The 18,299-nt window shown below is 62.7% G+C and carries 16 protein-coding genes and 2 pseudogenes; 7 read left to right on the top strand and 11 right to left on the bottom strand.

The window, feature by feature from the left end; all coding sequences use genetic code 11:
- Positions 1-240: 240 nt before the first annotated feature.
- Together EHO51_RS21075 and EHO51_RS21070 are read right to left on the bottom strand one after the other, a co-directional pair.
- Complete coding sequence (locus tag EHO51_RS21075) at positions 241-516, bottom strand: hypothetical protein (RefSeq protein ID WP_245435113.1); 276 nt, start codon at positions 514-516, stop codon at positions 241-243.
- A 45-nt stretch (positions 517-561) separates the two neighbouring features.
- Positions 562-969 (bottom strand): hypothetical protein, encoded by a 408-nt coding sequence (locus EHO51_RS21070; protein WP_245435112.1) that lies wholly within the window; start codon positions 967-969, stop codon positions 562-564.
- Positions 970-1,005: 36 nt separating this feature from the next.
- On the opposite strand from EHO51_RS21070, the gene EHO51_RS21065 reads away from it, so the two are divergent.
- The 5 genes and pseudogenes from EHO51_RS21065 (at position 1,006) to EHO51_RS19435 (ending at position 6,431) form a co-directional block, all read left to right on the top strand.
- Entirely contained in the window at positions 1,006-1,689 is a 684-nt protein-coding gene (locus EHO51_RS21065) for a tyrosine-type recombinase/integrase (protein WP_245435110.1), read from the top strand.
- Positions 1,683-2,597: a tyrosine-type recombinase/integrase gene (locus EHO51_RS19450; protein ID WP_124740498.1), complete on the top strand. Its 915-nt coding sequence runs from the start codon at positions 1,683-1,685 to the stop codon at positions 2,595-2,597. The genes EHO51_RS21065 and EHO51_RS19450 overlap by 7 nt, the downstream gene beginning before the upstream one ends.
- On the top strand, positions 2,594-3,598 hold the full coding sequence (locus EHO51_RS19445; RefSeq protein WP_124740497.1) for a tyrosine-type recombinase/integrase: 1,005 nt from the start codon (positions 2,594-2,596) through the stop codon (positions 3,596-3,598). Before EHO51_RS19450 ends, EHO51_RS19445 begins: the two co-directional genes overlap by 4 nt.
- Positions 3,599-3,754: 156 nt before the next feature.
- A pseudogene (locus tag EHO51_RS19440) lies at positions 3,755-5,575 on the top strand (strawberry notch C-terminal domain-containing protein); the annotation flags it as partial.
- Between the two features lie 16 nt (positions 5,576-5,591).
- Positions 5,592-6,431, top strand: coding sequence for a DUF7146 domain-containing protein (locus EHO51_RS19435; RefSeq protein ID WP_124740495.1), 840 nt, complete (start codon positions 5,592-5,594; stop codon positions 6,429-6,431).
- 23 nt (positions 6,432-6,454) lie between these two features.
- Here EHO51_RS19435 and tnpC read toward each other — a convergent pair whose 3' ends face one another.
- The 3 genes from tnpC to tnpA all read right to left on the bottom strand — a co-directional run bounded on the left by tnpC (position 6,455) and on the right by tnpA (position 8,830).
- Positions 6,455-8,062 carry an IS66 family transposase gene (gene tnpC, locus EHO51_RS19430; protein ID WP_124737199.1) on the bottom strand — a complete coding sequence of 536 codons (1,608 nt, stop codon included), beginning with the start codon at positions 8,060-8,062 and terminating at the stop codon, positions 6,455-6,457.
- Between the two features lie 73 nt (positions 8,063-8,135).
- Positions 8,136-8,483 carry an IS66 family insertion sequence element accessory protein TnpB gene (tnpB, locus tag EHO51_RS19425; protein ID WP_124737200.1) on the bottom strand — a complete coding sequence of 116 codons (348 nt, stop codon included), beginning with the start codon at positions 8,481-8,483 and terminating at the stop codon, positions 8,136-8,138.
- Complete coding sequence (tnpA, locus tag EHO51_RS19420; RefSeq protein ID WP_205788970.1) at positions 8,480-8,830, bottom strand: IS66-like element accessory protein TnpA; 351 nt, start codon at positions 8,828-8,830, stop codon at positions 8,480-8,482. The genes tnpB and tnpA overlap by 4 nt, the downstream gene beginning before the upstream one ends.
- On the opposite strand from tnpA, the gene EHO51_RS19415 reads away from it, so the two are divergent.
- Together EHO51_RS19415 and EHO51_RS19410 are read left to right on the top strand one after the other, a co-directional pair.
- Positions 8,824-9,117: a toprim domain-containing protein gene (locus tag EHO51_RS19415; RefSeq protein WP_124740494.1), complete on the top strand. Its 294-nt coding sequence runs from the start codon at positions 8,824-8,826 to the stop codon at positions 9,115-9,117. The genes tnpA and EHO51_RS19415 overlap by 7 nt on opposite strands.
- A gap of 186 nt (positions 9,118-9,303) precedes the next feature.
- A pseudogene (locus tag EHO51_RS19410) lies at positions 9,304-9,405 on the top strand (DUF736 family protein); the annotation flags it as partial.
- A 418-nt stretch (positions 9,406-9,823) separates the two neighbouring features.
- Here EHO51_RS19410 and EHO51_RS19405 read toward each other — a convergent pair.
- From EHO51_RS19405 to EHO51_RS19380, 6 genes are all read right to left on the bottom strand, one after another.
- On the bottom strand, positions 9,824-11,395 hold the full coding sequence (locus tag EHO51_RS19405; protein ID WP_124740493.1) for a hypothetical protein: 1,572 nt from the start codon (positions 11,393-11,395) through the stop codon (positions 9,824-9,826).
- 5 nt (positions 11,396-11,400) lie between these two features.
- Positions 11,401-13,869, bottom strand: coding sequence for a S8 family peptidase (locus EHO51_RS19400; protein ID WP_124740492.1), 2,469 nt, complete (start codon positions 13,867-13,869; stop codon positions 11,401-11,403).
- A gap of 17 nt (positions 13,870-13,886) precedes the next feature.
- Positions 13,887-14,873 carry an AAA family ATPase gene (locus tag EHO51_RS19395; RefSeq protein WP_124740491.1) on the bottom strand — a complete coding sequence of 329 codons (987 nt, stop codon included), beginning with the start codon at positions 14,871-14,873 and terminating at the stop codon, positions 13,887-13,889.
- A 406-nt stretch (positions 14,874-15,279) separates the two neighbouring features.
- Entirely contained in the window at positions 15,280-15,630 is a 351-nt protein-coding gene (locus EHO51_RS19390) for a hypothetical protein (RefSeq protein WP_124740490.1), read from the bottom strand.
- Between the two features lie 86 nt (positions 15,631-15,716).
- Positions 15,717-17,153, bottom strand: coding sequence for a DUF6880 family protein (locus EHO51_RS19385; protein WP_124740489.1), 1,437 nt, complete (start codon positions 17,151-17,153; stop codon positions 15,717-15,719).
- Positions 17,154-17,238: 85 nt separating this feature from the next.
- Positions 17,239-18,294: a Fic family protein gene (locus EHO51_RS19380; protein ID WP_124740595.1), complete on the bottom strand. Its 1,056-nt coding sequence runs from the start codon at positions 18,292-18,294 to the stop codon at positions 17,239-17,241.
- Between the last annotated feature and the right edge of the window lie 5 nt (positions 18,295-18,299).

Below are 18,299 nucleotides of genomic sequence, written 5' to 3'. Positions count from 1 at the left end.
CACGTTGCCCGATATGCCGAGTGGCCGTGACGACTCCCCGGTTTTGCGGGGGAAAGCTCGATGATTGCGCGGCATAATTTTTCTCCTCTCGCTACGGTCCTTCGTTTTTGTTCAAACGAAGGGACCAACATGACAGCCAAAAACCGCCCGCTCGCCGAACAGCGTTGCAGCGAGCAGGATGCGCCGGCGCCGGACTACGCTCTGGCGTCTGCATTTCTTGAGAGCCTCAGAAGTTTCCGTTCAGGAGCGTTGCAAATCGACCAAAGCGCCGCGCGTCACTTTTCGACGTGGCTCCACAAGAGCCGCATCCCGTTGAGTGGCGTCGATGAAGCGATCGTCGAACGTTTCGCGCGGCATCGCTGTCGATGCGGTCGTTACAGAGCGCGCCAACTTAAAACATCGACGTATCTCGGCCGCGTTCGTCGCTTCGTCTGCTTTTTGGAGGAGCGCGACCAAATTCAGGTTGTCAAAGACGTCGAATGCATCGACACGCATCTCGCCGATTTCGCGCGTCATCTCGACACACTTGGTTATAGCCAAGAATGTCGGCGCAGCTATCGGTCAGAGGCGGAGCATCTCGTGGTGTGGCTTCGCCTGTCTCGTGTTTTGTGGCGCGATGTGGACGACGCCGTAATCGAACGTTTCGCCCAGCACGATTGCCGCTGCCCCATAAAGCGCAAGCGCGGCAAAGTGGTCGAGGGCACGGGGTTCGCACGGCGCCGACGAGGCGCGCGTGGCTTCATCGACTTCTTGCGGCGTCGCGACGCGATTCCGCCAGTGAGCACAGAACCGACATTCGTCGAAGACCCGCGCCTTTCTGCGTTTCGCATTTGGCTCAAACGTCATCGCGGGACGACCGATGAGACGATACGGCGCTATCTCCAGGAGGCGTCGCGCTGGGCGTCGGCGTTGGGCCCGGATCCGGCCGCCTTCGACGCCGCGATAATCCGCGCCATCGTGCTCGATCAAGCGCCATCGCGCTCACGTGCATCGGTTCGAATGACAGTGACGGTGTTGCGCGTGTATTTGCGATTCCTGTCCGCGCAGGGCGAATGCCGACCCGAGCTCATTCATGCCGTGCCGCCCGCGGCATTGCGTCGTCTCGCGACGCTTCCACGCTACGCCAGCCCGGAAACGATCGAACGGATCATCGACTCCTACGATCTGTCCACGCCTGTCGGCGTCCGGGACCGGGCGATTCTGCTTCTCCTGGCGCGCCTTGGACTTCGCGCCGGCGATGTCTGGCGGTTGCGGCTCGCCGATATCGATTGGGCGAACGCGGTCCTCTGCCTGCGCCACGGCAAAAGTCGACAACCGACACGGTTGCCTTTGCCGCAGGACGCCGGGGACGCGCTGTTGGCGTATCTCACCGAGGCACGCCCGCCGGCCCGTGAAGCGCATGTGTTCCTGCGTGTCCAGGCTCCCTTCAGGCCGTTCGCGTCCGCGTCGGAGATCGCGGGCATCGTTGCTCGGGCAGTGGCTCGAACAGGGATCGAAGGCGTTCCCACTGGCTCCCATCTGTTTCGTCACTCACTCGCGACGGCCATGTTGCGCGGCGGCGCGAATCTGGAGTCGGTCGGAACGATCCTGCGTCATCGTTCGCCGAGCACGACGGCCATCTATGCGAAGGTCGACATCACGATGCTCGAGGCCGTCGCGCAGCCCTGGCTCGGAGGCGAAGCATGCTGAGCAATCATGTCGCCCGTTATGTCGCCCTGCATCGAGGTCTTGGGCTGGAGTTCAAAGAGCAAGAGCGGCTTCTGGAGCTCTTTGCGGAATACGCGGAGGCGCATGAAGACGTCTGCGTTCAAACCAGGCGCGTCCATGAGTGGTGCGCGTCCGCGTCGTCGCCGAACTCGGCGAGAACCAAGTATGACACGGTTCGGCGTTTTTGCGCATTTCTCAACGCCGAAGACCCGCAACACGAGGTCCCGCCCGCAAACGCCCTCGGGCGCGGCAAGCGCCCGCGACCGGCTCCGCACATCCTGGAGCCCGAGCAAATACGCGCGGTCATGCAAGCCGCTCTGGAGTTGCCGCCCAAGAACTCGATCAGTCCGCACACCTATCATTGCCTCTTCGGCTTGTTGGCCGCGACGGGTCTGCGGATTTCCGAAGCTCTGGCCTTGCAACGGCAAGATTTCACCGGAGATGGTCTGATCATCCGGCGCGGCAAATTCGGCAAGAGCCGTCTTGTGCCCCTCCATGCGACCACGCGCCGAGCATTGCTTGATTACCTGGCGATCCGCGACAAGTTGGGCGGAAGCGGCGACGATCTGTTCGTCGTCAAAACCGGCCGGCCGCCGACCAAGACCAGAGTCCACGTCATTTTCGTGCGGCTTGCGCGCAAACTCGGATTTCGAGGCGGAACCGGAACCAAGGGTCCCCGCTTGCACGACCTGCGTCACACCTTTGCCGTGCGATCACTGGAAGCGTGCGCGCACGACCGGCAAGCGGTCAGGCGTCACATGGCGGCGCTCAGCGTCTATCTCGGTCACGCGGACGTTGCGAACACCTACTGGTATCTGCAAGCGACGCCCGTTCTGATGCGCGACATCGCCGAAGCGAACGAACGTCTGTTTCAGGGAGAGGCGGCATGACGGCCCTCGCTCCCTACCTCGCCAAGTTTCTGCGCGAACATCTGCCGCGCGAACGAAACGCCAGTCCTCACACGGTAGCGGCCTATGCTCACAGCTTCACGCTTTTGGTTCGCTTCGCGGCAGCGCGCCTGAAGCGGAGGCCAAGCGACCTCGCCGTGGAGGACATCGACCCGAAGCTCGTGCTGGAATTCCTCGATCATGTCGAGGAAAACCGGGGAAACAGCGCGCGCACTCGCAACACTCGTCTCGCCGCTGTCCGAACATTCTTCCGATACCTCGAATACCAGGCGCCGGCCTGCCTCGACCAGGCGCTGCGCATCCGCGCGCTTCCAATCAAGCGCACCGACGCGACGCTCATCGACCATCTCACCAAAGAGGAGGTCCAGGCGGTGCTGGCGGCTCCGGATCCGCGCAGCTTGGGCGGAACCCGCGACCGCGCCATGCTGCATCTGACCTATGCCGCAGGGCTTCGCGTCTCTGAACTGCTCTCGCTTCGCATCGACGATTTTCCGCAGCCGTCGCTTGCGACGGTGAAGATCCTCGGGAAAGGGCGGCGCGAGCGCGTGCTGCCGTTGTGGCGCGAGACACAAACCGTGTTGAGAGCATGGCTGGCGGTTCGCCCGTCCGGTCAGGCGCCAGAACTGTTTCTCAATCGCAACGGCGGACGAATGAGCCGCGACGGATTCGCGCATCGATTGGCGCTACATGTCGCGGCCGCCACCCGGACGCAGCCGCCCTTGGCAGATAAACACGTGACGCCGCATGTGCTTCGACACAGTTGCGCCATGCACACGCTCGCGGCGACCGGCGACATCCGGAAAGTCGCGCTTTGGCTCGGCCACGCGAGCATACAGAGCACGGAAGCCTATCTTCGGGCCGATCCCGCCGAGAAATTGGCGGTGCTGTCGGCGCACGCTTCGCCCACGATCCAGAAAGGCAAGTTCCGACCGCCGCCCGATGCATTGCTCGCGATGCTCGGCGAGGTCCGAAACACCGCGTAACGCCAAACCCTCGCCCGACTTCACCGCCCCTCGGCTGCCCCCAGCCGAGGGGTTTTTCACAACAGAAGGAGAAAAATTATGCCGCGCAATCATCGAGCTTTCCCCCGCAAAACCGGGGAGTCGTCACGGCCACTCGGCATATCGGGCAACGTGGCAGAATATGTTCTCGACTATCTCGCCCATTCCTTCCCGACACAGCTCTTCGAGGTCTATTCCGACGAGGATGGCGATCTTCACTCGCGGCCCGTGGTCGACGAGCACGGCAACCCCGTCCAGTCGCGCGAGGCGATGGCGCGCCGGGACCGGCTGATCGAGCATCTCGCTGCGCTGCCCGCCGTGCAGGGCGCGCTCGACCAGATCGTTCAGCGCTTTGGGACGGAGATGGTGGCCGAGGTCACTGGCCGCTCGCGGCGGATCGTGCGCAAGACCAATGCCGATGGCTTGGATCGGCTTTGCGTCGAGAACCGGCCGGCCTCCGCCAATTTGGGCGAGACGCAGGCCTTTATGGATGACGAGAAGCGCATTCTCGTCTTTTCCGACGCCGGCGGCACGGGCCGCTCCTATCACGCCGAGCGCAGCGCCAAAAACCAGCGGCTCCGCGTCCATTATCTGCTCGAACCCGGCTGGAAGGCGGACAACGCCATTCAGGGGCTTGGGCGCACCAACCGCACCAATCAGGCTCAGCCGCCCTTGTTCCGTCCGGTCGCGACCGATGTAAAGGGAGAAAAGCGCTTTCTCTCGACAATCGCCCGGCGGCTCGACACGCTCGGGGCGATCACGCGCGGTCAGCGCCAGACCGGCGGCCAGGGCTTGTTCCGGCCGGAGGACAATCTCGAATCCCCCTACGGACGCGCGGCGCTGCGCCGGCTGTATCAGCTCGTCTTCGCCGGCAAGGTCGAAGGCTGCTCATTGACGGGCTTTATGGAAGCGACCGGTCTCGATCTTACCGATCAGGACGGCAGCCTCAAGGAGGAATTGCCGCCAATCTCGACTTTCCTCAACCGAATCCTCGCGCTGCCGATCGCTCTGCAAAATCTCCTCTTCGACGTGTTCGAGGGGTTAATGGCGGCGCAGGTCGAGGCGGCGATTCAAGCCGGCATCTTCGATGTCGGCGTCGAGACGCTGATGGCTGAGAGCCTCGTCGTCACCAATCGCCAGACCATCGCCGTGCATGGCAGGAGCGGCGCGGAGACACAGCTGCTGACCATCCTGCGCAAGGACAAGACGCGGATCACAACGCTTGACGCGGCGTTCGACCATGCGACGGCTTCACAAAAATCGGGACTGATGGTCAACGACCAGTCGGGCCGCGCGGCGGTCAAATTGCCAGCAACAGCATTGATGCAGGACGACGGTTCGGTTTTGCCGCGGGTTCGTCTGCTGCGGCCCATTCATGCCGATGTGATCACGGTCGACGCGCTGGAGCGCTCGCATTGGCGCGATGCATCATCAGAAGAATTTCAGCGCGCGTGGGAAGCTGAGGTCGCCTCCCTTCCCGAACTGACCGAGAGCACGTTTCATATTGTGACCGGACTCCTGCTCCCGGTCTGGAACCGCCTCCCGGACGAGGCCGCGCGGGTCTATCGCCTGCAGACCGATCAGGGCGAACGCGTCATTGGCCGGCTCGTTTCGGCGGCAAGCGCCGCCATGCTCCTTGAGGCGACAGGCGCCGGCGCGCCAACTCTCGCCCCGGCCGCCGCGATCGCCGCGGTCCTGCAGGATGGCGCGAGCCTCGTGTTGGCGGAGGGACTGGTGCTCAAGCGATCGCTGGTGATGAACCGGCATCGACTCGAACTCACGGGCTTTTCCGACACGATGGTCGAGCGCCTGAAGGCGCAGGGTCTCGTTTCCGAAATCATCGCCTGGAAGCTGCGCCTCTTCGTGCCGCTGGGCGATGAGGCTTCAAGAATAGTCGAGAAGCTTTTCGCCCTCTATCCCCTGCTCCGCGTCGCGCCCGCGACTCGCGTCAGCGCGTGAAGAGCGGGAGGCGATCATGGAAAGCTCCGCCCGGACTCTGTCTTGCAGTCTCGCCGAACATGTCGAGGCCGTTTGCAAACATTATCTCTCGAATGGTAGTCGCTGCGGCAATTACTGGATCGTCGGCGACGTGAACAACAATGCGGGCCGCAGTCTCTATGTGCGGCTCAAAGGTCCGCTCTCCGGCAAGGGCGCGCGTGGGAAGTGGACGGATGGCGCGACGGATCAACATGGCGACCTTCTCGATCTCATCCGCGAACGAGAAGGGCTTACGTCCTTTCGCGACACGCTTGACGAGGCGCGACACTTCTTGCGCATGCCGCGTGAGACGACGACCGAGAGTTGCGATCGGAATTCAGAGGCATGCGACACGATCGCGTTCGCCCGCAAAATTTGGGCGGCGTCGCAGCCGATCATCGGCACAAAAGCCGAGGCCTATCTGCGCGCGCGAAAAATCACCGCTGATTTGAGCAACGCGCCACTGCGCTATCACCCGGCGCTGATTTATCGCGAGAGCCGCAATTCGCCGTCGCGCAAATTGCCGGCCCTAGTCGCCGCCGTCACCGACAACAGCGGCGCGATCACAGGCATTCATCGGACGTTCCTCGACCCCGTGCGGAACGCAAAAGCAAATGTCGCGTCGCCGCGCCGCGCGCTCGGCGCCATTCTCGGCAATGGCGTGCGCTTTGGAGTCATCGACGAATTCGCGATCATCGGCGAAGGAATCGAAACCGTGCTTTCGCTCAAGAGCGCAATGCAACATCTCCCAATGGTCGCGGCGCTTTCGGCGGGGCATCTCGCGGCGTGGAAAATTCCGGCCGGGATGCGTCGCCTGATCGGTAAGCCTTCGCCGTAGGCCGCAGGGTAGGTCCGCGGCGGTTATGCCGCCAGCGCCGACGCGGCGTCGTTCTTGTGCCAGTTCCACGGGAGCAGCTCGTCGAGCCGATGCGCGGGGTGGGTTGCGATGCGGGCGAGGACGTCGGCGAGCCAGGCCTGCGGATCGACGCCGTTCATCTTCGCGGTCACGATAAGGCTGTACATCGCCGCGGCGCGCTGGCCTCCGCGATCGGAACCGCAGAACAACCAGCTTTTTCTGCCGAGTGCAATGCCTCTCAGCCCTCGTTCCGCAGCGTTGTTCGATAAGCAAACGCGTCCGTCGCCGAGGAACAGCGTGAAGGCAGTCCAGCGTTTCAGCATGTACTGGATCGCCTTTGCGAGATCGTGTCCGCGCGACAGCTTCGCGACCTGTTCGCGCAGATAGCTTTCGAGCTCGTCGACGAGTGGGCGGCTCGACGCCTGGCGAACCGCAAGACGTTCCTCCGCGCTCTTGCCGTTGATCGTGCGCTCGATCGCAAACAGTGCGTCGATCCGGCGCACGATTTCGATGGCGATCGGCGACAGCGGGATTTCCTTCTTCCCGGCCGCCCTGCGACGCGCGTTTTCGTCGATGTCCGCCATTGCGAAGAACGGACGCCGTGCGTGGGTCCAACACGCCGCCTCCCGGATCGGGCCGGGCTCGCGGTCTGCAAGATACAGCTTGTTGTAGCCGTCATAGGCGTCCGCTTGCAGGATGCCGGAGTATCCCGCCAGATGGCCCTGCGGATGTTCCCCGCGCCGATCGCGCGAGTAATAGAACATCGCGGCCGGCGGCCCGGCGCCGCCGAAGGGCGCGTCGTCGCGCACATAAATCCAGCAGCGTCCTGTGTCGGTCTTGCCCTTGGCCAGCACGGGAACCGTGGTGTCGTCCCCATGCAGCCGCTCGGCTGCGAGGACGTGCGCCTCGACAAGACGCCGCAGCGGATCGAGAACGGAGCAGAGGGAGCCGACCGCGTCGGCCATGGTCGACAGGGCGATCGGCGCGCCTTCCAGCGCATAGCGCTCGGCCTGGCGGTTCAGCGGCTGATGCTGGCCGAACTTCTCGAAGGCGATCATCGCAAGGAGGCTCGGCCCCGCCCAGCCGCGCGCGACGACATGGAACGGCGCGGGGGCTTGCGTGATCTTCTCGCAGTCCCGGCAGGTGAACTTCTCTCGCACAGTCTCCACAACCTTCCACTGGCGCGGCATCGTCTCCAGCGTTCGCGTGACATCCTCGCCGAGCTTGCGCAGGCGCGAACCGCCGCAACAGGCGCAGGCCTTCGGCGCCTCGATGACCACGCGCTCGCGCGGCAGATGGTCGGGGAAGGTGTTGCGCTCCGGCCGCTTGCGTTCGAAGCCGGCGACCGTCGTCGTCTTCGCGACGGCGCGCTCCGCGGCGAGTTCGTCTTCCGTCGCGCTCGCCTCCAACTCCTCCAGCTCGAGCGACAACTGATCGAGCAGCCGCGCAGAGCGCTCCGATTTCTGCCCGTAGATCTGCCGTTGCAATTTGGCGATCTGGAGCTTTTGCGCCGCGATCAGCGCCATGTCTTCCGACGCCTTTGCAAGCGCGACGGCGAGCTGCGCTTTCAGCACGGCGTTTTCGTCGAGAAGAGCTTTGGCCGCAGCGTCCATGACGCGAAGTGAATCATACTTCCAGTGATTTGTGGCGCCCCAAAATGCAGTCGACCCCAGCTTTTTTCACGCCTTACCCCGCGCTTTGCGGCCTGTAGGTGAGTTGCGGGTTTCGCCAGTCAATTCCTTCCAGCATATAGGCCATCTGTCCGGCCGAGATCGACACCACGCCCGCACTCGCCGAGGGCCAGATGAACTTTCCTCGGTCGAGACGCTTGGCATAAAGCGACAGGCCAACCCCGTCGTGCCAGAGGATTTTCGCCAGGTCACCGCGGCGACCGCGGAAGATGTACAGGTCGCCCGCGTGCGGGTCGCGCTTCAACTGCTCCTGCACCTGAAGCGCCAGCCCCTGCATGCCACGCCGCATGTCGGTATGGCCGGTCGCGATCCAGACCCGGCAGCCCGCCGGCAGCGGGATCATCGGCGCAGCGCTTTCAATGTCGCGGCGATCGTCGCAGAAGGCGCGCCGGCGCCAATCCGAACACGGGCGCCCTTTATGTCCACTTCGATGACGTTCGCGTCGATGTCGTTCAGAGGCGGTGATTGCGGCGGCGGCGTCTCGATGACTACCGGCGAAAACCCGCAAGCGTCGATGCTTCCGTTCCGTTGCGCCGCTCGGCGCCACTTGTAGACCAAGCTCGTGCAGACATCCTCGCGACGCGCCACCTCGGCGACCACCGCGCCGGGCTCCTCAATCGCCGCCAGTATCCGAACCCGATCTTCGTCCCTCCACCGTCGGCGCCGTTCGACGCCCGTGATCAATGTCATCCGACCCATGCTGTGCAGTTAGCCTCGCTCATAAAGCCGACTTAGCTGCGCAGCATCGCGTTCCTGCTCAAAATTCGAAAGGCGGCCCACGCCGAAGGGATACCCTGATCGTCGCCGCAGACAATGATCGCGCCGGACAAAACGCCGCGCACAAGCTTGCTGACGACGCCAAAGCAGACGGCGTCAAAGTGCAAACGTTTGTTTCAACAGAAAAGGATTTCAACGATGATTTGCGGCGCGTCACACGGGAGCATCTTCTGCGCCAGCTAGTTAATCACTTGCAATGACGGAGTTCGAAGAAAGCAGACGTTCCCGATGCTCTCCCTCGAGGGCTCACCTTGACCCCTTCCGGACGTTACGAATGTCCGCTCCTGGGCAGTTCGCTTTTGCGGCAACTCCCCTGCAGTTTTGGTGCGACGCCCCGTTCTCAACCGGGCCTGCACACTCAACGCATGGGCCAATTATGCCTCGGGCAGAGGCTAGACGATCCGAGCTTCCCTGCTCCGATCTACGCCACGCTGGTCGAGGTCGAAGGCGAGATCGACCTGCAGCTGATCTGGTCCCGGCCGAACCGGACTGATCCCGAAAACCCCACCCCCCACCCACCAAGCGGGGCCGTTCGGCGTCAGCTGAGGCGCCGGGACAAGCGGCCTGTCTCGGCGAAGTCCACCTGAGATCAACGGGCTTCCCGCTCTCAGCGGCCAGAATCACGGTCAAGATTGCCGCCGTTGGTGAATGTTGGGCGCGTGGCGATCGATGCGGTTTCGATTGGGTCGGGCGATCTCTCTAGGAACAAGCGCCCAAGGCGGTCACACTTCTTCTCGATTCCCAAAGCAGTGTCGGATGGAATCTCGTCTTCGAGTGACAATCGCAATGCGATCTTGTTGATCTATTGTATGGGTACGGATCACGTCGGCTAGAAATTGGTTTGCCGCAACGATTGTTGGCCTGGTGAAGGGTCTCTCTTTCATCGTCCTGCCCGCTGGATCGTCATCACGCCACTTGAGACACAGGTAGCATCACCGTACGCCAATTCTCAAAGCCGCCGGCAACAAGCGCGGGCTCGAACTTCTTCCTCTGGCGCTTTGACTGCTCGATCGCGGACTCAATGAAATCATTTGTGTCCGCACCTGCCCTTCGGACGACATCTGCTACGACGTTGGGCTGGCCGCCGACTACGGTGATCGCGTCCTCGCCGCGCTTCACGGACGCGATCGGGATCTCGATGAGCGCAGTGTATTCGGCATCACCGAATACGAGAGAGAACGGCGTCAATATTGCGTCCTGGTGCTCCACGATGGCATCGTCGGACCAGCGCGGGAAGGTCATGTGCACCCCTGGCATCGACAGAAGCGCCAAATATTCGTTGTGTGCTTCAATCCATTCGTAAAAAGACCTCAGCTCGACTTGATAAGCGTAATGACGCTTCGAGCGTGAGAGAGCCGACACGATCCTGCGAAGCGTAGGTGCGGCGTGCAGCCAACGTCCGAATGGCCCCACCTCCAGACCCATGGCGAGGTCGAGCTTTGCTCCCTTGAAACGGATGGTCAAAGTCTTCTCTGGGCGCGCAAGAATTGAGCCGACTTCGACCATATTGACCGCTTCTTCGAAAGGGACGATTCGGTCACCATTATAATCAAAACTCAGCCCTGCATGCTCATCGTCGAAATTAAGAACGAATTCGAGATACCGGTTGGCGAACCGGAGCGGACCACTAACGTCTCGCTGTAGCGGAGGCGGAAAGAAGCCGTCCATCTGCAGCGAAATCCACTCGCCCTCGATCGTCGCGAGCTCGATGGTGGACGTCAGCAAGGGCGGTGCGTCCACCTCAAGGACCGCCCGGCGAAAGTGATCGCGGTCGTTTTCGAGTGCGATGCCGAACCGGCGGCGCTCGATCGTGAGGTCGAATACTCGCAGCTCGCGCGGTCCGCCGAGAAAGAGGTGACTGAGCTTTTTCGCAGCCTGTTCGCCGGGGACAAAAAAGGTTCCAACCAGCGCTTTGTCCTCAAAGCCGCAGGTCTGGCGATGAGATATTTTTCCCGCGATGTAGGTCGACACTGCGCCGCCGATCATCGTGTTAAGGGCTCTCGCCAATCCCTCCCCAGTCGGGCTGATCTCGATGGCGCGATCCAGCGGGACCGGAATGGTGGTTCTGTGGATGGAACGGTTTCCCCGTGCTTCCTCCCGGCGCACGCGCCGGAGCGTGTCCGTGACAAGCGCGTCATCGACGGGAACGAGCAAGCCGCGTGTGGGTAGCCGGGCGCCCTTCGCGTAAAACAACGTGACCACCGCCGCCGGGAGGTCGGCGTCAACAAGATGCTTCAGGGCGGACAGTTTGATCCGCGGCGCCCTGCCTGAGGTCTCGGTCGACTTCACCTGAATGAGGAATTTCGGAAGATCGTTCTGGGCGTCGAGGGGCCGGTCCCGCGTCCGCAATGGCTCGCTTTCAAGCAAGAAATCCCAACCTAACCGGTCAACGTGAGATTTCTGCGCGCGAAATCCCTCGGGCTCGCACCAGCTGAGAAAATTATTCTCGCCTATTGACCCGATGTCCCGCCGCGCCATCGCCGTCAGGTCTCGATCGCGATCGGCACAGCGACGGCCGCTTCCACCGGTGTGAATATGTCGACCGCGGCGCCGGGCGCTCTGATGGTCACGATCAATGCGTATCGCGTGATCGCGTCGAACCGTTCCAGGTAAGGTTTTTCCTTCCACCAACCGCCGACCGGGAAGATGCCGATCGCGTCTCGCTCGGCGAGATCGGCAGCGGTGCCAGACCAGAAATCGCTATGCAGGGAGCCACGATCGCGAAACGTGCCGAGCAGCCATTCCTCTCCACCTCCAACCGGGGCTCCCTCCTCTTCGTCGCGTGCGGCCTGATTGATGCGAGCCCGAAATTCGTCGACGGTTTCGGTCGCCGACTTAACCCGGAATCTCAGGCCGTGAGAGGCGTAGCGATGCCGACGGGTCCATCCGCGTTCGCCGGGGTTGGGTTCGATGTAGTACGACAGCGTCGCGCGGAGCTCCACATGTGCCGCGCCGAGGGCAGCCAGCTGCTCCTTGGGCCATGGCAGGCGATGTAACTTCATGTCGCGCGTTTTCGCGGTCGCCCCGGCCTCGCGGTGAAACGGCTGCAATTCGTCTTCCACGATGAGCGTGAGGTCATTCACCGTCGACAGGAGCGCGCGCCGGAGATCTGGTACGCCGTAGCCATAGCGCCGCACCAGCGCCTGGATTTGACCTTTCGCGCCATTGCATGCGTCAATCCGTGCGCGCATCGCTGGTGTCCACTCGGCTGAGTGGACGATCAGGGCCCGGACAGTTTCAGGCCACAGTTCGGGACGCGCCGCCAAGATCTGTCCAGCCATTCGCGCCGCGTGCGCGGTCGCGGCGCTGGTATCGCCGATGGTGGTGAAGTGGCGAAGGTCTGGACGGTAGAACGTCGTCAGAACCTGCAGATCGTCGATCGGCTCCCCTGGCAAGGCTCCGTCATGGCCGAGATTACCGCCTTCGAACACAACGTCGGGTTTCACCGGCCACTGCCTGTCCCATACGACTGACGTCCGACTGCGTGGAGAAAGCTCGCCGGCCGGCGCGATTGGCGCGTAGCCGGCATAAGCGGCGTCGACGATGTCCACCTTCTCCGTGAAGGCCCCGACCGTCAGCGCGTTCCAAGCCTGGGCGGGATCATCCACAGCCTCAAGGTCGTTACGCGTCAGATGATCCGCCGGCATGAGGTCGTCACCGATGTTGCCGGCCGAAAGGATGATCAGGCGCCGCTGTTCTTCCTCGAAACAGAGCTGGTCGACGGCCGCAGACCATGAGGTCGGCCTTCCACGCGCGGGATTTGCGCTGGTCACAGCCATGGCAATCGCGCGGCGTCGGTTCGGCGCCTGGATCTCGGCGCGCGCGATCGCTTCGCCGGTGATGGCGCCGTAGAGCTCCGGATCGTTTGCCTCTTCCTCTGGCGGCAGAATGCGAACGCTTTCGAGGCGAAAGGGCAGTGGGACCGGATCGCCTGCCGCCAGGACGGGGACCAGATCGCCATACAGGCCCACGCCTGCCATCCTTGTGCCGTGGCCGTTCCAGGCTGGAGTGTCGTCGCTGCCCCAGGCGGGTCGAATCGTGTGCCAGTCCTCGGCGGCAAGCGCAGGTTCGATCAGCGGATGGGCTCGCCTAACCCCGCTGTCTAGGACGCAGATCGCGACGTCGGCCTGCGGTGGCGTCACGCGCTCGAGAAGCTCGTCGCTCCAGTCTCGTTGCTCGGCGCCGCCCAACCCCATGAAGAAGGACGGCGTGTCCTTGGCGCGTCGCAGTTCTGCAACGACGTCGCTGTGCGCGACCAGCCGATCAAGCATCGCCACGCTGGCGAGGGCCAGCATGACGATGCGCTCCGGAAACCTGACGGCATGCGTCCGCACAGTTAGATTCAGCGCCTGGGCAATGCGCTCGAAATTCTCGCGCCCGCGCTCGCGCAGCCAGACCTCCCACCAAACCTGCTCGTCGGCGGCTTGAGGAAACAGGACCGCTTCATCGGTGAACAATGATCTCGCTGTCGCCAGACGCACGGTCTCAATGCGCGAGACGAGCGGCTCGTTCCGAGGTCTGCCGCGGCCTGTGTCGATGTCTCGATACGCCTCCACCTTTAGCTGATAGTAGGCTTCTGCGCGTTGCGGCACGAACACTGAAGCCGTGATCGGTGCGCCGGGTTGCACCGGCTCATGGACGGCCACGAGCTCCATATGCTGCCGACGATCGGCCAGCTGGTCGAGGCCAGCTCGCTCCGACGATGGCAGATCGATCTCAAGGTAGAAGCCGGGGGTGCCAACCGAGAGCTGTACGTTGCGCGCGGCAATCTGCTGGCGCGCACCCTCCACTGCCTGCTCAATCGATTGCAAAAGCGCGGTTGCGTGCCCTGCTCGGTCACGCGCAGGGAGTGGCGATGGCTCGATGCGTTGGTTTGGCCGCCGATACGCTTCTCGGACGCCATTGTTGAGGAGGTGGATGTGGGGACGGTCGCGCGGAAAGTCGTCTGCCATTATGACCTGTGCTATCGCTAATCAGACAGCGAGGCCTGCCGGCGTTCCGCCAGCGCGTCTAGAACCGCCTCCGTCGTGATCCGCTTCCCGCCCCGCAATATGATTGTTTTTACTGCGTCGTCCGCTGCGCGGGTGATCTCCGCCTGGGACAATTTCTCGGCCTGAGTGATCGCCTCGTTCCAGGCAAGCCCCCTGGTGTCGAAGCGATCGAGTCGGGTCCGCAGAAGTGCCTCGATGAGCGGCCGGTCAGGGACGACGTATTCCATGACGTCGTCGAAGCGGCGAAACAGGGCCCTGTCGAGGAGCTCGGGGTGGTTCGTTGCCGCGATGATTAGGCTCTGACTGTCGTCTTGCTCGAGAAACTGCAGGAACGAATTCAGCACGCGACGGATTTCGCCGACATCCTGGCGTTCTCCCCGACGTGCGCCGATGGCATCGAACTCGTCGAAGAAGTAGATGCCTCGCGTCGTCTGGATGGCATCGAACACGAGGCGCAACTTGCCGGCGGTCTCACCCATAAATTTTGTGATGAGCCCATCGAGGACGATCGTGAAGAGCGGCAGATGGAGCTCGCCGGCCAACGCCGAAGCCGTCATCGTCTTGCCAGAGCCGGGCGGACCGACGAGGAGAAGCTTGCGGCGAGGCATCAGCCCATGCTCGCGTAGGCTGACTTGCTGGCGCTGCTCGTCGAGCACGCGCTGCAGGCGATGCCGCAAGCTGTCAGGTAGAACCATATCGGTCAGCCGCAGGTCCGGATAGCGGGCATGCAGGAGCCCCGCGAGCTCACCCTTTGGCTGAGCGAGGGGGACTGGCCGCGCGCTCTTGGCTATGCCAGCGTCCCTGCTTTTCGCCGAGTCAATCAGGTCCTTTAGTTCCTGAGCAAGCTTGCCGTGGCCCTGACGCGCTTCATGCGCAGCGAGTTGCATAGCGGTCGAGAGGAAGCGATCCTCATCACCGGCAATATGGCTCTTGAGCAGCGTCACGATGTGGCGGGCGGTGGTCATAGGCTTTTCTTCTCAGGTCTCCGTCTACGTGCCCAACGGCACGTCACGTTAACTTTTCAACCGCGATTTGTATCGCGCAATCGTGTTTTTTCCCTTGTCGACTTTCGCTGCGCCTGGTTCTGCCAATCCGGTGCGCCCCCGCTATCTGTCAGCCATCCGGAGCGATTGACCGCTCCTTCCATGCGGCAACGACATTTGTTCGGGCGAGATCGGCCGGACTCAGGTTGGCTGGGGGCAGCCGGCCGGCATCGAGCAGTTCCATGGAGGGCGCCTGCGTCGTCGACTCGGGAAGGCGTGGGGGCTGCGGCAAACTGGAAGGAATTCGAGAGCTTCCTGCAGGAAAGGCCACGCTGTGCGATGCGTCTCGACCGCGGCGTACCCTGGCCGGCGTCCGGAACTTTCACGATCAACCCGCAACGGGTCGGCTAGCAAGCTGCCGCCGCTGCGGCGACGGCTTCGCGGTGATCGCGCGCAATGCCGCGATCGCCTCCAGGCAGGCAGTCTTGAGGTCGAAGTCCGTTTTGCCTTTGATCGGATCGGCCTCGACTGCCGCACTGGCGAGCACGAGCGAAAGAACAGCCTTGTTGTTGTCGATCCGGCGGATCAGATGCGCGGCGAGGGCGCCTGATGCCATGCGACGGCGCGGCAACCTGTTCCCATCACCAGGACTGGCGGTTTCGGTGCGGGCGGCGCGCAGGGGCGAACCGTTCGCGATGTCCGCTTGTCGGTCCCTCTCGAACGTCAGGTTGTGGCGCATCGTTCCCACAAGCAGTCGGGTCACGCAAAGACCGGTTTGCCTCCCGATTCCAGACCTATGTTTTGAGGTCCGATGCGCGGGAACTTTCATGGCAGAAGATTCCAGAACGAACTTTTCTTGCCGTGCTTGCCGCGCATCCGCGCCACAAAAGCTTCGTGCGTTTCATGCTGTCCGAAATCCGGAATCGTAGGAGCAAGACCCGTGCATTCCTGAAAATGTCGCGCGGTGTGCTTGTATCGACTGGACCTGCCGTGATCGAGAGAGAATTCGATCATAGCGCGGAGCGCCAGCGTCGCAGCCAAGGGATGCTTGCCTGCCAGCACTTCCGCGACAGGCGTCAGAAGCTCATATCGATCGCCATCCAATTTTTCGGCGCGCGCGAGTACGAGCTTCGCTGCCCGATCCGGCGCTGGCCAGGCGGCGAGGAACGAGAGCGTCGCGCTGAAAGGCTCGAAACTCTCTGCGAAATCGAGCGCGCGGCTTTCCGCCTCGACGTCGTCGAAGTCAGGCAGGCGCTTGAGATAGTCGCGCAAGTGACGCGCCGACAGAAATCGTTCGAAGCACGACCAGCGCGCCGCCTGCGCATCATCGCGGCGGTCGAGGGCGTCAAGCGCGGCGATGCGCGCGTCTTCCCACTCGAGTTCTGGCCAGCCGGCGCGCCTGTGTTCCGCCGCTTCGAGCGCCGTCAGCGCTTCCGCCGCGCGGCCGGCGGCAAGGAGCCGCCTGGAAATTTCGGCGGCGATGCGCAGGACCTTTCGGGTTTCTGGATCATATTGCGCGATGAAGGCGTCGACGTCGCCCAGCGCGTCGGCGATGTCTCGCAGCGCCCCCTCGATAACGCGGGCGCGGTGACGGTCGGCGATTTCGTCTTCATAAATCGGACCGCTGGTCGCCCAACCGATTTTTCGGCGCTCCTGTTCGGGCGCCTTTCTGATCTGCTCCTTGGACAGGGCGACGAAGCGCTGCTTCAAATGTTGGAGACCTTCGTTGCCGAGCGCAGGACGCAGAGTTGCGATAAGACCGTTGAATTCTCCGTAGTCATTGGCGATCAAAGCTTCAAATGCTCGATCGGCCAATTCTTGCGAGTCGCCTTCGGCGGCTTCGGCCAGCCGCCCGAGATCGCTCACGCCGTCGTGGAAGATTTCGATCACCGTTCCGCTGCTGTCATCGCAACGCGTGAACACCGAGGAGGAGAGCGCCATGAAACGCCACATGAGATCGAGCGCTTCTTTCGGATCGGCCTTTCCGACATGTTCGACAATCGCGCGTCGCTGCGTTTCAAGGTCCTCGACGAGCGCGCGGCGGTTCTGCCAGTCGACGAAGCTTCGAGAGCGAGAAATGGCGGTGAGCCGCTTGCGGATTTCGCGCGCTGCGTCGGCAGGGCTTTGCGCCCCCGCAAGGGCAAGTCGCAAGCGTCGTTTTGCGGCGGCGTCACCGCTGCTGATGTCGATCAGCAGTTCGGCCAGTCGCTTCGCGCCGAGCGCTTCCAGGTTTTGGGCGTTGAGGGTGTTTTTCGGCGCCATGTTGGATCGAAGCTCGCGTGACAGTGAACCCGCGGGAAAACGATTGCGTGAGAAGACGGCACGGTCGTTGATCGGTTACCGGGGTTCACAGCGAATACCAGGTGGCGCGCGCTTTGCCGCGCCGTTTTACACGTCCGTCCGCGACCAGCTCGCGCAGACGCACTTTTAGCGTATTCCGATTTGCGCCCGTGATGGATGCAAGTTGCGCGATGGTCAGGCGCTCGTTTGCCTGTAGAGCTTTGAGGACTTCGAGCGAAAGAGCTGGCAGATTGGCGTCGGCGCCCTCAGCAAGCCGTTCCTGCTCCAGCCTTGCCGCAAGACTGTCCTTCTGCCGCTTGAGGCAGCGCAGGAAGAATCCGACCCACGGCTCCCAATCCGGCGTTTCGTTCTCGAGCGTCGTCTGCGTACGACGGAGCGCCTTATAGTACAGGTCCTTGTTTTCCTCGATCACGCGCTCGAGCGAGGCATAGGGAACATAGGCGTAGCCCGCGCGCAGCAAGAGCAGCGTGGTGAGCACGCGCGAGAGCCGTCCGTTGGCGTCCTGAAAGGGGTGGATCGCGAGGAACGTCACGACGAAGACGGCGATGACGATAAGCGGATGCAGCGATTCTTCATCCAGCGCCTTTCGCGTCCAGGCGACGAGCGCCTCCATTTCCCGCGGAGTGTCGAAAGGCGCGGTCGTCTCGAACACGACCCCGATTTGCCGTCCATCGGCGTCAAACGCGACGACATTGTTCGACAGGGTCTTATAGGAGCCGCGATGGCGCGCATCCTTGTCGCTGTGACGCAGCAAAGTCTGATGCAGTTGGCGGACATGATTCTCGGTGAGGCGCATATCGACATGCGCCTCGAACACCAGATCCATCGCCTCGGCATATCCGGCGACTTCCTGCTCGTCTCGTGTGCTGAACGCCGTTATGGAAATGGCGCGCGAGAGCAGATCCTCCACCTCGGCGTCGGATAGCTTCGCCCCCTCAATGCGCGTCGAAGAGCCGACGCTTTCGATGGTTGCGACCTTGCGGAGCGCGCTGAGTCGGTCCGGCGAGAGCGTTTTGAGCGCCTCCCATCGGCCTTTGAACTCATCGATTTCCGCGATGAGCTTTACGAGGTCAGGACCGAATGCAAGCTTCGGGTCCCTCATTTGCA

The organism is Methylocystis rosea (assembly GCF_003855495.1).
In the GTDB taxonomy this organism is placed as follows: Bacteria; Pseudomonadota; Alphaproteobacteria; order Rhizobiales; family Beijerinckiaceae; genus Methylocystis; species Methylocystis rosea_A.
Note: the sequence above shows the minus strand (reverse complement) of the source record. Positions and strands in the feature narration are given on the sequence as shown.